Below are 13,014 nucleotides of genomic sequence, written 5' to 3' on the forward strand. Positions count from 1 at the left end.
CGGCGGTCAGCTTGCGGCCGGGCCGGCGCATGTCAGCGCGCGCCGAGGCGCGTCAACGTGCCTTTCGGCAGCAGCAGCAGTGCACGGCCGCGCGCACTCATGCCGCCGGCGGTGGCGCGGGCTCCGGGGCCGGCGCCCCAGAAGGTGTCGACGCGGTTGGCGCCCTTGATCGCGCCGCCGGTGTCCTGGGCCACCCACAGGCCATTCGCTTCGCGATTGTCCATACCCGAGAGGAACAGCGGCGCGCCGAGTGGCACGAACAGCGGATCGGCCGCCGCGCTCGACCGGGCGCGCACCACGACGCCCAGCGCGCCGACCGGGCCGTCGGCGCTGATCTCGCGGAAGAAGACGAAGGATTCGTTGGCGCGCAGCATCGCCCGGCCGTCCTCGGGCCGATCGCGCAGGAATTTCTGGATGCCCTGGAGCGAGCCCGAATATTGCCCCGGGCCCGAGCCGATCAGCCCACGCTCGCGCATGATCGAGCCGATCAGCTTGGACGAGCGGCCGTTCTGCGCGGCATAGCCGATGTGCATCACGCTGCCGTCGGGTCCGACGAGCTTGCCCGAGCCCTGGACCTGAAGGAAGTAGAACTCGACCGGATCGGCGGCCCAACCGATCTCGAGCCCGCGGCCGGCCAGCGCCCCGTCCTCGATCTCGCCACGGTTGTAGTAGAGCGAGAAGCGTCCGTTCTCATCATAGCGACCGAGCGGCTGGCGGCCGTCGGGCAGTGGTGTGGCATCGCCGGGCCGCGCACGCACGAGGTCGGTGGGGGCGGCATAGATCGGCACGTCGTAGCCAGGCTGGCGGACCCGCACGCCGGCGATCTCGGGCTCGTAGTAACCGGTGGCGAAAGCCGCGCCGTCGCCGATCCGCGCGGTCTCGAGATAGCGTGCGAAGAAACCGCGCGCGTCGGCCGAGAACCAGCTCGCGGCGGCGTCACAGGCGGTCTTCCAGTCGGCGCCGCGGGTCAGGCCGCTGGCATCGGTGCGCCGCTGCAGGCTGGGGCAAGAGACGCGAAAGGCGGCGAGAGCTTCGGCCGCATCGCTCGCGCCGATGTCGAGGCTGTCGATCGCGGGCCCGCGCGTCACCCCAGCGGAGACGGCGTTGTTGGGCAGGACGATCGGCGGCTGGGTGGCGGGACCCGAGATAGGCGGACGTGACACGGGCGGAAGCGGTCTAGGACCGTGGGCAGGGGGAATGACGCGTCCGCAAGCGGCGAGGAAAACGAGCAGCGCGAGGGCCGCGTATCTGCGCAAGCCCCCCGCCACGAGATCTCAGCCTTCGTCGGTCTCGTCGAGCAGCCAGTCCGGATCGGACGAGGCAACGTTGCGGCTGAAGGTCCAGATGTCGATCGTCTCGATCGCGTCGTCGAGCGAGCCAGCGACGACATGCCCTTCGGCGTCGCGCGTGACGGCGGCGATGTCGGCGCGGAAGCGCACGGTGATGCGTGCGGTCTGACCGTCGAGATCGGCAGCGGAGACCACCGATTCCTCGATGCGGATCAGGCGGTTGTCGAGCGATTCGCCGGCAGCGACGCGCGCGTCGATGGCACCGGCGAAACTGGCGTAGACGTCACGGTCGCAGAGCTGCTGGAGCTCTTCCTTGTCACCCCGCCAGAAGGCTTCGAGGATCATGCGATAGGCGCTGCGCGATCCTTCGACGAAAGCGAAGGCATCGAAGTGGCGATCGGCCGCGGCGATGGCGCGCAGGCCGCGCTCGACCGAAGCGGTCACCGTCGGCATTTCGCGCGGACGGGCCGCTGGGCTGTTCTGCTGTTGCTGCCGATCGACCGGCTGGCGCGGTGCAGGGGCGGCCGACGTGCCGGCGTTGGTCTTGTTGTCGAACCGGCCGGGCACGACCTCTTCCTCGTGTTCGGCACGGCGCCCGAGCACCGAGTAGAGACGCAGCCCGAGAAAGGCTGCGATCATGGCCAGAATGACGATTTCGACAGTCACGCCTTTGCTTTCCAATTCTGTTGCCGCGCACGGAGCGGGCCAATCATCATAGTAGACCCAGATAGGATGGGTTGACAAATGAACAACGCACGAACCGCCAATCCGGGCGAATTTTTCGTCGGTCGGATGTCACAAACGCCACGTGCGCGCGATTCCATGCCTTTCCCGTCGGGTCAGCGCCATTGCCGCCCGCCGTGCGCGATGCTAGTCGCGCGCCAGGATTTACACCGCAAGCGTGAAGAAAGACGAAAACCATGGCCGATGATGGCAACGTGATTTCCAACCTCGATCTTGGTGGCAATGGCGAAGACACCGCACCCGCCGCCGGCCTGATCTCGCAGTACGTCAAGGATCTCTCGGTCGAGAACCCGAATGCGCCCGACAGCTTCTCTTGGCAGGACGCGCCGCAGGTCGACATCCAGTTCAACATCGGCGCGCGCCCGATCAACGACGAAGTCCACGAGATCGAGATGAAGATCGTGGTCACGGCCAAGGCCGAAGCCGGCACCGCCTATATCGTCGACCTGTCCTATTGCGCGCTGATCGGCATGCGCAACATCGATGATGCCCAGGCCCACGCCTTCACTTATGCCGAAGCGCCGCGGATCATCTTCCCCTTCGCGCGCCGCGTCCTGGCCGATGCCGTCCGCGACGCCGGCTTCCCGCCGCTGATGCTCGAGCCGATCGATTTCAACGGCCTCTACGTCCAGCAGCTTGCCGGCCAGGCCGAAGGTCAGCCGGTCGGCAACGCTTGAGGTTTGCGCCAATATCCTTCGACAGGCTCAGGATGAGCGGGAGTGGGCTTTGAACCAGTCCCGCGCGTGCTGAGCTTGTCGAAGCATTGCCGCGCAACGCCGGCGACATGAGCCTGCTCAAGAACGTCGGCACGATCGGCGGCCTGACCGCGATCAGCCGCCTGTTCGGCTTCGCGCGCGACATGATGCTCGCGCGCGTGCTCGGCGCGGGTCTGGCCGCCGACGCGTTTCAGCTTGCCTTCACCCTGCCCAACACCTTCCGTCGGCTCTTCGCCGAGGGCGCCTTCTCGGTGGCCTTCGTACCGATGTATTCGCGGGCGCTCCATGGCGAGGGCGGCGAGGCAGCAGCGGAGAAATTCGCTGCCGATGTGCTCGCGGTGTTCATCTGGGTGCTGCTCGCATTCAGCGCGCTCGCGATGGTGATCATGCCTGGCATCGTCTGGGTCCTGGCCAAAGAGTACCAGTCGGTCCCCGGCAAGTTCGAGCTTTCGGTCATGCTCAGCCGCGTGACCTTCCCCTATCTCGGGCTCGTCAGCCTCGTGGCCATGCTTTCGGGCCTGCTCAACGCGCGCTCGCGCTTCGCCCCCGGAGCCTTCGCGCCGGTGCTGCTCAACCTTACCTTGATCACGGGCATCCTCACCGGCGCCTGGCTACGCGGACCACAGGGCGACGATACGATCGTCGCCACCGCCCTGGCGGTCTCGGTAAGCCTCGCGGGCGTGGTCCAGCTTGCCTATATGGCCAGGGCGACGCGCAAGGCCGGGGTGAAGCTCAAGGTCACGCTGCCGAAACTGACACCCGAGGTGAAGCGGCTCGGTGCGCTGATCCTGCCCGCGACCTTCGGCGCCGGCATCTACCAGGTCAGCCAGTTCGTCGACACCTTCTTCGCGACCCAGCTGCCGCAGGGCTCGCTGACCCTGCTCAAGCTGGCAGACCGGCTCAACCAGATGCCGCTCGGCATCGTCGGCATCGCGCTCGGAACGGCGATCCTGCCGATGCTCTCGCGCCACATCCATTCGGGAGAGGCGGCCGAGGCACAGAAGCTGCAGACCCAGGCCTTCGAGATGGCGACCCTGCTGACCCTGCCCGCCGCGGCGGCGCTGGCGGTCTGCGCGCCGGCCTTCACCGCGGCCTTCTTCGTCGGCGGCAAATTCACTGCGGGCGACGGTGCGATCATGGCGCAGATCGTCGTGGCGCTGGTTGCGGGGCTGCCGGCCTACGTCATCGTCAAGATCCTCAACCCCGGCTTCTTCGCGCGTGAGGATACGCGTACCCCCGTCTGGACCGCGCTGGTGGCGCTGGTGTTCAACGTCGTGCTCAACGTCTTCGTCGTGCGGTCCTACGGTATCGTCGGCCTGGCTGCGGCGACGGCCTGTTCGGCGAGCCTCAACTGCCTGCTGCTCTATGCGATCCTGCACCGGCGCGGCTGGTTCCGCTTCACTCTGCCGCTCGCGAGCAAGATCGCGCGCCAACTCGTCGCCACGGCCGCCATGGCCGGCGCGTTGATCTGGGTCATGCCGCTGATGGCGACGCGCTATCATGCCGGCGTTATCGACCGCATCTGGTCGCTGTCGGTGCTGGTGGGGCTGGGTCTGGCAGTGTTCGGTGTCGTCGCCTTCGCGACGGGAGCAGTCGACAAGCGGGTGCTCGGCCAGCTAAGGCGCCGGCGTCCCAAGCGCACGGCCGAGGACGACGAAATCCTGGAGGTTCAATAAGCATCATGCGTATCGTTTCCGGCATCCAGCCGACGGGCAATCTCCACCTCGGAAATTACCTGGGCGCGATCCGGAACTGGGTGCGCATGCAGGATGAACTCGTCTCCACCGGCGGCGACTGCCTGTTCTTCCTCGCCGATCTCCACGCGATCTCGATGCCGCACGAGCCGGCGACGCTTTCCGCAAACACGCGCGAAATGGTCGCGGCGCTCGTCGCCTGCGGCATCGATCCCGATCGCTCGACGCTGTTCAACCAGGCGCAGGTCCCCGCCCATGCCGAGTTGCAATGGCTGCTGACCGGCACCGCGCGCATGGGCTGGCTGAACCGCATGACGCAGTTCAAGGACAAGTCGGGCAAGAACCGCGAAGGCGCTTCAATCGCGCTCTATACCTATCCGGTGCTGCAGGCCGCAGACGTGCTGCTCTACCAGGCGACGCACGTTCCCGTCGGCGAGGACCAGAAGCAGCACCTCGAACTCGCACGCGACATCGCGCAGAAGTTCAACAACGACTTCGCCTCCGAAGCGGCGCCGGTCTTCACGCTGCCCGATCCGATCATCCCGCCCGAGGCGGCGCGAATCATGTCGCTGCGCGATGGCAGCGCCAAGATGAGCAAGTCCGATCCCTCGGACATGAGCCGCATCAATCTGACCGACGATGCCGACACGATCATGCAGAAGGTCAAGAAGGCCAAGACCGATCCCGAACCGCTGCCGAGCGAGGCTGCCGGGCTCGAAGGCCGCGCCGAGGCGAAGAACCTCGTCGGCATCTATGCCGTGATGGCGCAGACCAGCGTCGATGCCGTGCTCGCCGACTTCGCGGGCAAGGGCTTCGGCGCCTTCAAGCCGGCGCTCGGCGAACTGCTGGTGACCAAGCTGGCGCCGATCAACGATCGCTTCGTCGAACTGCGCCAGGACCGCGCGGCGCTCGACGCGATCCTGAAGAAGGGCGCGGAAAAGGCACGGACGCTGGCGGCACCGACCCTGAACGCGGCTTACGAGGCGCTGGGCCTGGTTCGCGGTTGAAGCCGTTACGGGCGCGCCAGGCGACGCGCCCGTCCGGAGTCCTCAGATCGCGATGTTATAGAGGCGCGCGGCGTTGGTGCTGAGCACCTTGGCGCGGTCCTCCTGGGTCAGGCTCGCCAGGCGCTCTTCCAGATTGTCGATCGGGTAGAGGCTGGTCGGGTGCGGGAAGTCCGTCTCGAACAGGCAGTTGTCGATGCCGACCTTGTGCAGCATGTCCGACACGTCCTTCTTCTCGAACCAGAAGCACGCGTAGAAGTTGCTCTTGAAATACTCCGACGGACGCTTCTGGAAGATCTTGGTCTCGGCGATCTCGTCGAGCTGGTAGTCGAGCGCTTCCATGAGGAAGGGCACCCAGCCGATGCCGCTCTCGACCGAGACGAATTTCAGGTCCTTGTAGCGGTCGAGCACGCCCGAATAGATCAGGTTGGCGACGGTCTTGCCGTTGTTGAAGAACAGCATCGCGCCCGAAATGCCCGAGCGGAGATCGCGCGGCAGCGAGGGCCAGCCCTGCTGTCCCATCCAGTCGATCGAGGTTTCGGAGGCGCCGATGTGGAAGTTGATCGGCAGCTTCTTGTCGTTGCAGACCTCCCACAGCGGATACCAGTGCTCGTGGCCGAGGTCGGGGATCAGGTCGCCGTTCTCGTCCCGGCTGGTATGCGGGTCCGAATTGATGTTGATGCCCTTCATGCCCATGGCGATGCAGCGCTCGGTTTCCTTCACCGCTTCCTTCATGTCCCACCAGGGCAGCAGCGCCATCGGGAACAGGCGCTGGCCGCTCTCCTCCTGGATCTCCGCCATGGCGTCGTTGTAGATCTGCACCGTGGCAAGGCGCAGCGCGGGATCGACCTTGGCTGCCATCTGGCCGCCGAAGCCGAGAATGTTGGGATAGACGATCTGCGCGTAGATCCCGGCCTCGTCCATCACCTTGAGGCGTTCCTTGACGTTCGACGAACCCGCGTGGACCTGCTCGAACTGCAGCGCGAGGAACTGGTCGAGATCGCGGACCTTGCCGCCTTCCTTGAGCACGGCCGAGTTCGGATGCGCCCCCGTGCCGATCGACTTGTCGCCGTCGATCACCCAGCAGCGCACGCCGTTCAGCATTTTCACCTGCGGCACGCGGTCGCGGATCGAGGCTGGCGCGCGCTTGATCCACATGTCGTGCGGTTCAGTAAGATGGGTGTCGGCGTCGATGATCTTGATCGACGACTTGGCCTGCGGGCGGTCTAGGGTTTCGCCAAGGGCTTCGGTGGGCATCGCTGTTCTCCCGGATTTCGTTGCTACCGACATCGCCGTGCGGGCGTCTCGCGGCAATGGCCGCCTGTCCATGCGCCATGACCGATCGTCCAAGGCGCGGGCGGCCGGAGATCAGTCGCGTTTGAAGCCGAGCAGCACGCCGCTGCTTTGCTGCCTTGGCCCCGAACCGAGCGGCGTCGCGGGTCGGTGCTGGCGCGCGAGTGCGGTCGTGCCCTGGCCGAGGCGACCGGCGAGCAGGGGCTGGAATGCAGGCGGGGCGGCTGCGGGCTTGTCGGCGACCCGGCGCTCGCGCTCGCGCATCTGACTCGGCGACAGACCGAAATGGCGGGTGAAGCGGCGGCTGAACGCGGCCTCGGAGCCATAGCCCGCCAGTTCGCTGATCTCGGCGATCTTGAGCTTGCCCTGGCGCAGCAGGCCGGCGGCATGTTCCATCCGCTGCTCGGCGACCACTTCCATCGGCGCGCGGCCCACGGCCTGGGTGAAATGCGCGGCGAAGTTCGAACGGCCCATGCCGACCGAGCGTGCGAGCCGTTCGACCGTCCAGTTCGCCGCCGGATTGGCCTCGATCAGCCGCAGCGCATCGGCGATCGGGTCCTGGCGCGCAGGGGAGAAGAGCTGGCGGCAGCGCGGATCGGCGCGCAGGCCCGCCATCAGCAGCATCGCTGCCAGCCGCGTCAGCAGCGCCGCCGATCCCGGGCCGATGCCCGCAAGCGGCAGCGCTTCGGGGCGCAGCAGGGCGGCGAGCGGGCCGGCGTCGTTCTGGTTTAGCGAGAGCAGCGCGGGCAAGGTCGCGCGGTTGGCCTCGCCCGGCCAAGTCGCGCGCAGCTTGCCGCTGAGGACGCGCGCGGTGGTGCGACCGGGGCCGATGGCGAGCGTCGGCGGGATGTCGACCTCTGCCTCGTCGCGCAGGAAGGCATGCGTCGACGCCGGAGCGGCAGGGCTCGTGCGCAGCGCGTGGGCCTCCCCCGAGAGCACGATCACGGCATCGCCGACGCCGAGCTCGACCATCGCGCCCCCGGCGCAGGCGATTCGCGCCGATCCGTGGAGCACGGCGTGAAACAACACGGCATCGCCGGGCGGCACGGAAAAGCCCGCATCCTGCCCGAGATCGCTGTAGCACCAGGTCTGTCCGCGCAGCTCGAGCCCGGACAACAGACCCGACAGGGACTTGTCTTCGGCGCGCTGCATTTCTCCGAACTCCCTTGGCGCGGGCTTGCCGGCCGCGTCCATCATAAATCAGGATATGCCTTTGCCGGAGGAGGTCAACCAAGCGTTCGGCAGGGGGAACGCCAATTCGCCTTTGACGCCGTGGGTCGAGAGGGGCCAAAGCCGCTCGAAAGGAAGGGAGACGATGAGCCAGACGATCGACCTGCGCATCGACGTGACCAATGCGGTCGATCTCGCAGCGCCCGTGCACGTTGCGGTGACCGTGGTCCTGCCCGATCCCGCCGATCAGCCCGCGCAGCCCGTGATCTGCTTCGCCAAACCCGGCGGCGGCTATTCGCGGCTCTACTTTACCCATGCCCTGCCGGGGCCGGGTGAGGGTGCCCAGGCCGATTTTCACGTCGATCGTGGCTGGATCTTCGTCGCGCTCGACAATCTCGGCTCGGGCGACAGTTCGATGCACGAATCGCGCGCACTCGGTTTTACGGCCGTGACAAAGGCGGCGCTCGCAGCCGAGCAAGAGGTGTTGCTGCGCCTGGCCAATGGTCTGCTCGCGCCCGGCTATCCGCCGGTTCTGCAGCCCGTGTGCCTTGGCATCGGTCAGTCTACCGGCGGCAGTCTGACGATCGTCCAGCAGGCGCGGCATGGTTGCTACGACGGGATCGGCGTCCTGGGCTTCAGCGCGGTGCACAACCACCCGGCGACGCCGCCCGGCCACGCGCCGATCGTGACGCCTTGGTTTTCGCGCGAGATCGCGCCCGACATGCCGGGCGGCATCATCAACGCGGCGGCCGTAGCTGCCGCCACCGGTGCGGCGCCCGACGCGGCCTGGGCGGCGCTGGCCTGGGGCTTCCACTACGACGACGTGCCACAAGACCTCGTTGAGCAGGATCTCGCGCACTACGACAGCATCGCCCAGGCCATCGCCGGCACGGCGCCGCCGGGGCGCGAGCGCGATCCGGCACCGTGGAATTCCTATACGCCGCCGAGCGACGCCACGCGCTTCACCCTGACCCCGGGCGTCGTCGCGCCCGAGGCGGCCGCGGTCTCGGTGCCCGTGCTCAGCGCGATGGGCGAGCGAGACCTCGTGGTCGATCCGCCGGGCGAGGCGCGCGCTTTCCGCTCGGCGGCGAGCTTCGATCTCTTCGTCTGCCCGCGCATGGGCCACATGCACAACTTCGCCGGCACGCGCAGGCTGTTCTGGGAGCGCCTGCACCGCTTCGGCGAATGGTGCGCGGCGGCAAAGGCGCTAGGCGAGTAGCGGCCGGCGGGATGGTCCGTCGGCTATGATCGGGCGGATCGCGATGAACGTCTTGAAGCCGAGGACGCCGTCGTCCTCGTCGAGTTCCTCGCGGATGAAAGCGTCGTACTCTGCCATCGAGCCGACCTCGACCTTGAGCACGAAGTCGTCCTCGCCGGTGACTTCCCAAGCGGCGGTGACTTCGGGCCGCCGGGCGATCCGGCGTGCGAAGGCGTCCATCGGCTGACGGCCGGGCACCTTCATCTGCACGAGCACATGCATGGTCAGCGCTGCGCCCGTCAGCGCCGGGTCCACCACCGCGATGTCGGCGACGATCACCTTGTTTTCACGCAGCCGTCGCAGCCGCCGCAGCACTGCCGAGATCGACAGGCCGACCTTCTCGGCCAGCGTCCGCGCCGGCTCGAGGTTGTTCTGGCGAACGAGTTCGATCAGTCGGCGATCGAAGTCATCGAGTTCGACTGTTTTTCGCATTCAAGGGACCTATACGCTAAATTTGGTCGCTTGAAGGGCCAAATTAGGCGCCAATCGCTTGGCGCGCGAAATTACATCCTCGGTCGAAACGACCCATGGAGTTCGCAGCGTGACCAATCGTGATTCTAAGCCCGGACTCTTCGGCCGGATCTGGCGCAGCCTTCTGGCGACGTCCGAGGCAGGGGTCGCGATTCACTATCGCGCGCCCTGGCAGGTTTCCGCGGCAAGGTCGGACCGGCGCGCCGCGGCGGACGCGCCGGAAACCGGCTCAGATGCCCATGCAGAGGTACTTCGTCTCCATGAAGTCCTCGAGCCCGTACTTCGAACCTTCGCGACCCAGGCCCGACTGCTTGACGCCGCCGAACGGCGCCACTTCGGTCGAGATCAGGCCGGTGTTGATGCCGACCATGCCCGCCTCGAGCGCTTCGGCCACGCGCCAGACGCGGCTGAGGTCGCGTGAATAGAAGTAGGAGGCCAGGCCGAACTCGCTGTCGTTGGCCAGCTTGATCGCCTCTTCCTCGGTCTTGAAGCGGATCACGCCCGCGAGCGGACCGAAGGTTTCCTCGTGCGCGAGCTTCATGTCGGGCTTCACCCCGGCGATCACGGTCGGCTCGAAGAAGGTGCCGCCCAGTGGGCTGCGCTTGCCGCCGGCGAGCAGGGTCGCGCCGCCGTCGATCGCGTCCTTGAGGTGCTCTTCGACCTTGGCGACCGCGGCCTCGTCGATCAGCGGGCCGGCGTCGGTGCCGGCTTCCATGCCGTAGCCGACCTTCATCGCCGAGACGCGCGCGGCCAGCTTCTGGACGAATTCGTCGTAGACGCCGTCCTGGACGTAGAAGCGGTTGGTGCAGACGCAGGTCTGGCCGTTGTTGCGGAACTTCGAGATCATCGCGCCCTCGATCGCCGCATCGACGTCGGCATCGTCGAAGACCAGGAACGGCGCGTTGCCGCCGAGCTCCATCGAGCACTTCTTGATCGTCTCGGCGCTCTCGCGCAGCAGCTGGCGGCCGATCTCGGTCGAGCCGGTGAAGGTGATCTTGTGCACCGTCGGGTTGCGCGTGAGTTCGCCGCCGATCTGGCCGGCGCTACCGGTGACGACGTTGACCACGCCCGCGGGGATGCCGGCCATCTCGCAGAGCGCGGCGATCGCCAGCGCCGAATAGGGCGTCGCTGTGGCCGGCTTGATGACGATCGTGCAGCCGGCGGCCAATGCCGGGCCCAGCTTGCGCGTGACCATGGCGTTGGGGAAGTTCCACGGCGTGATCGCACCAACCACACCGAGCCCCTGCTTGAGCACGACGATGCGCTTGTCGGCGGCATGGCTCGGGATCACGTCGCCATAGGCGCGCTTACCCTCTTCGGCGAACCACTCGATGAAGCCCGCACCATAGGCGACTTCGCCCTTGGCTTCCGTGAAGGGCTTGCCCTGTTCGCGGCTCAGCAGTTCGCCGAGCGCGTCCTGGTGCTCGATCATCAAGTCGAATAGCTTGCGCAGAAGCTTGGCGCGGTCGCCTGCGGTCTTCGCGCGCCAGGCGGGAAGCGCGGCCTCGGCCGCCTCGATCGCGCGGTGAGTCTCATCGGTGCCCATTTTGGGGATCGTGCCCAGCACCTTGCCGCTGCCCGGATCGGTGACTTCGATCGTGCCGCCCGCGTCCGCGTCGCACCACTTGCCGTCGATGTAGCACTGCTGCTTCAGGAAATCGGTGTAGTTCATGCGCTTGGTCCCCCAGGGGCGAGGCCGGGAAACGGCCTGTCGATTCCGTACTTCGCCGCCTTAGGCATGGCTCCGCGTCGATGGCAACAGGCCACGGCCCGATCGGCGTTTGACGATCGCCTGCACTGGCCTATTGATCAGGCAACAAGCCGCAAGAGCGGCACGCGGTTTGCGGAGAGGAACAGGCTATGAGCACGACGGACAGCGCATTCTCGGTCGATCCCGAAATCATGGCGCTCGTATCGCGCGCGCGGATCGCGCAGGCGGATTTCGAGAGCTTCGGCCAGGAGCAGGTCGACGCCATCGTCCGCGACATCGGCAAATACGTCTACGACCACGCCGAGACGCTGGCGCGCATGGCGGTCGACGAGACCGGCATCGGCAATTTCGAGGACAAGGTCCTCAAGAAGAAAGGCAAGGCCCGCGCGATCTGGAACAGCCTCAAAGGCAAGAAGAGTCGCGGGATCATCGGCGAGGACGAGGAGACCCAGATGGTCTTCGTCGCCAAGCCAATGGGGGTGGTCGGCGCCGTCACGCCGATCACCAATCCCATCGTCACGCCGATGTGCAACGGCATGTTCGCGCTCAAGACCGGCAATGCCGTGATCTTCGCGCCGCACCCCAAGGCCCAGGCCTGCGCCGAGCATCTGACCGAAGCCTTCATGGCGATAGTCCGCAAGCACGGCGGGCCCGAGGACCTTATCCAGGTCGTCCGCAACGGTTCGATCAGCAAGACGCAGAGCCTGATGGAATCGGTCGACGTCGTCGTCGCCACGGGTGGCGGGGCGATGGTCAAGTCGGCCTATTCGTCGGGCAAGCCCTCGTTCGGTGTCGGCGCGGGCAACGTGCCGGTGATCATCGACCGCGGCGTCGACCTGGCCGAGGCGGTGGGCAAGATCGTCACCGGCGCCTCGTTCGACAACGGCATCATCTGCAGCCACGAGCAATTCGTCCTCGCCCCGCAGGAGCGCTTCGACGAGACGATCCGCGCCTTCACCGAGACGGGCAAAGTCTGGTTCACCGACGACGCGGCGCAGATCCAGGCGCTGCGCGAGGTCGTGTTCCCCGGCGGCCAGCTCAACAAGGATGTCGTCGGCATTTCGGCGCGCGCGGTCGGCGCCATGGCCGAGATCGACGTGCCCGAGTCTGCGCGGCTGATCCTGCTGCCGGCCAAAGGTGCGGGCGAGGACGACATCCTGGCGCGCGAAAAGCTGTGCCCGGTCGTCGCGATCCTCCCCTACGAATCCTTCGAGGAAGCCGTACAGAAGGCCAAGGCCAACCTGCTGGTCGAAGGCGCCGGCCATTCGGCGGCGCTGCATTCGCACGACGAGGCGAACATCCGCCATGCCGGGCTCGAGCTGCCCATCAGCCGGCTCGTGGTCAACCAGCCGAGCTCGCTCACCGCGGGCGGTTCGCTGACCAATGGCTTCGCGCCGACGACCACGCTCGGCTGCGGCTCCTGGGGCGGCAATTCGATCTCCGAGAACCTCGACTACAAGCACCTGATGAACGTGTCGCGGATCGGCAAGGTGATCGCCAACAAGCCCGTGCCGACCGACGAGGAAATCTGGGCCTAACGCCGCCGGCTTTCGCCCCGACGATACCTGCGCTCCGCCGCGAGTCGGATTGACGGGTCGGTGATGCTTAGCTAGGTTAGAAAAACCGAACAGAAGTTCGCTATAGCGAATATTTGGGAGAGAGTT

General features: G+C 66.7%; 11 protein-coding genes. 5 read left to right on the forward strand and 6 right to left on the reverse strand.

Features of this window, described 5'->3' with window-relative positions; all coding sequences use genetic code 11:
* Nucleotides 1-32: 32 nt before the first annotated feature.
* Entirely contained in the window at nucleotides 33-1,163 is a 1,131-nt protein-coding gene (gene mltA, locus WG901_RS13345) for a murein transglycosylase A (protein WP_339587559.1), read from the reverse strand.
* 111 nt (nucleotides 1,164-1,274) lie between these two features.
* Nucleotides 1,275-1,955 (reverse strand): Tim44/TimA family putative adaptor protein, encoded by a 681-nt coding sequence (locus tag WG901_RS13350; RefSeq protein WP_339587560.1) that lies wholly within the window; start codon nucleotides 1,953-1,955, stop codon nucleotides 1,275-1,277.
* Between the two features lie 254 nt (nucleotides 1,956-2,209).
* On the opposite strand from WG901_RS13350, the gene secB reads away from it, so the two are divergent.
* The 3 genes from secB (at nucleotide 2,210) to trpS (ending at nucleotide 5,450) form a co-directional block, all read left to right on the forward strand.
* Nucleotides 2,210-2,710 carry a protein-export chaperone SecB gene (gene secB / locus WG901_RS13355; RefSeq protein ID WP_339587561.1) on the forward strand — a complete coding sequence of 167 codons (501 nt, stop codon included), beginning with the start codon at nucleotides 2,210-2,212 and terminating at the stop codon, nucleotides 2,708-2,710.
* Between the two features lie 107 nt (nucleotides 2,711-2,817).
* Nucleotides 2,818-4,425: a murein biosynthesis integral membrane protein MurJ gene (gene murJ, locus WG901_RS13360; protein ID WP_339587562.1), complete on the forward strand. Its 1,608-nt coding sequence runs from the start codon at nucleotides 2,818-2,820 to the stop codon at nucleotides 4,423-4,425.
* Nucleotides 4,426-4,430: 5 nt separating this feature from the next.
* Nucleotides 4,431-5,450 carry a tryptophan--tRNA ligase gene (gene trpS / locus WG901_RS13365; RefSeq protein WP_339587563.1) on the forward strand — a complete coding sequence of 340 codons (1,020 nt, stop codon included), beginning with the start codon at nucleotides 4,431-4,433 and terminating at the stop codon, nucleotides 5,448-5,450.
* 42 nt (nucleotides 5,451-5,492) lie between these two features.
* Here trpS and WG901_RS13370 read toward each other — a convergent pair whose 3' ends face one another.
* Complete coding sequence (locus tag WG901_RS13370) at nucleotides 5,493-6,704, reverse strand: amidohydrolase family protein (protein WP_339587564.1); 1,212 nt, start codon at nucleotides 6,702-6,704, stop codon at nucleotides 5,493-5,495.
* Nucleotides 6,705-6,815: 111 nt separating this feature from the next.
* On the reverse strand, nucleotides 6,816-7,892 hold the full coding sequence (locus WG901_RS13375) for an AraC family transcriptional regulator (protein WP_339587565.1): 1,077 nt from the start codon (nucleotides 7,890-7,892) through the stop codon (nucleotides 6,816-6,818).
* Nucleotides 7,893-8,055: 163 nt separating this feature from the next.
* Between WG901_RS13375 and WG901_RS13380 the strand changes: the two genes are divergently transcribed.
* A complete protein-coding gene (locus WG901_RS13380; protein WP_339587566.1) occupies nucleotides 8,056-9,129 on the forward strand; it encodes an alpha/beta fold hydrolase in 1,074 nt (357 codons plus the stop codon).
* On the opposite strand, the gene WG901_RS13385 is transcribed toward WG901_RS13380, so the two are convergent.
* Together WG901_RS13385 and WG901_RS13390 are read right to left on the reverse strand one after the other, a co-directional pair.
* Nucleotides 9,118-9,600, reverse strand: coding sequence for an Lrp/AsnC family transcriptional regulator (locus tag WG901_RS13385; RefSeq protein ID WP_339587567.1), 483 nt, complete (start codon nucleotides 9,598-9,600; stop codon nucleotides 9,118-9,120). The two genes, WG901_RS13380 and WG901_RS13385, sit on opposite strands and share 12 nt — an antisense overlap.
* 268 nt (nucleotides 9,601-9,868) lie before the next feature.
* Nucleotides 9,869-11,311, reverse strand: a complete 1,443-nt coding sequence (locus WG901_RS13390; protein ID WP_339587568.1) for an NAD-dependent succinate-semialdehyde dehydrogenase — start codon at nucleotides 11,309-11,311, stop codon at nucleotides 9,869-9,871.
* 188 nt (nucleotides 11,312-11,499) lie between these two features.
* On the opposite strand from WG901_RS13390, the gene WG901_RS13395 reads away from it, so the two are divergent.
* On the forward strand, nucleotides 11,500-12,888 hold the full coding sequence (locus tag WG901_RS13395) for an aldehyde dehydrogenase family protein (RefSeq protein ID WP_339587569.1): 1,389 nt from the start codon (nucleotides 11,500-11,502) through the stop codon (nucleotides 12,886-12,888).
* The last annotated feature ends 126 nt before the right edge of the window (nucleotides 12,889-13,014 follow it).

The organism is Novosphingobium anseongense (genome assembly GCF_037482895.1).
Classification (GTDB): Bacteria; Pseudomonadota; Alphaproteobacteria; order Sphingomonadales; family Sphingomonadaceae; genus Novosphingobium; species Novosphingobium anseongense.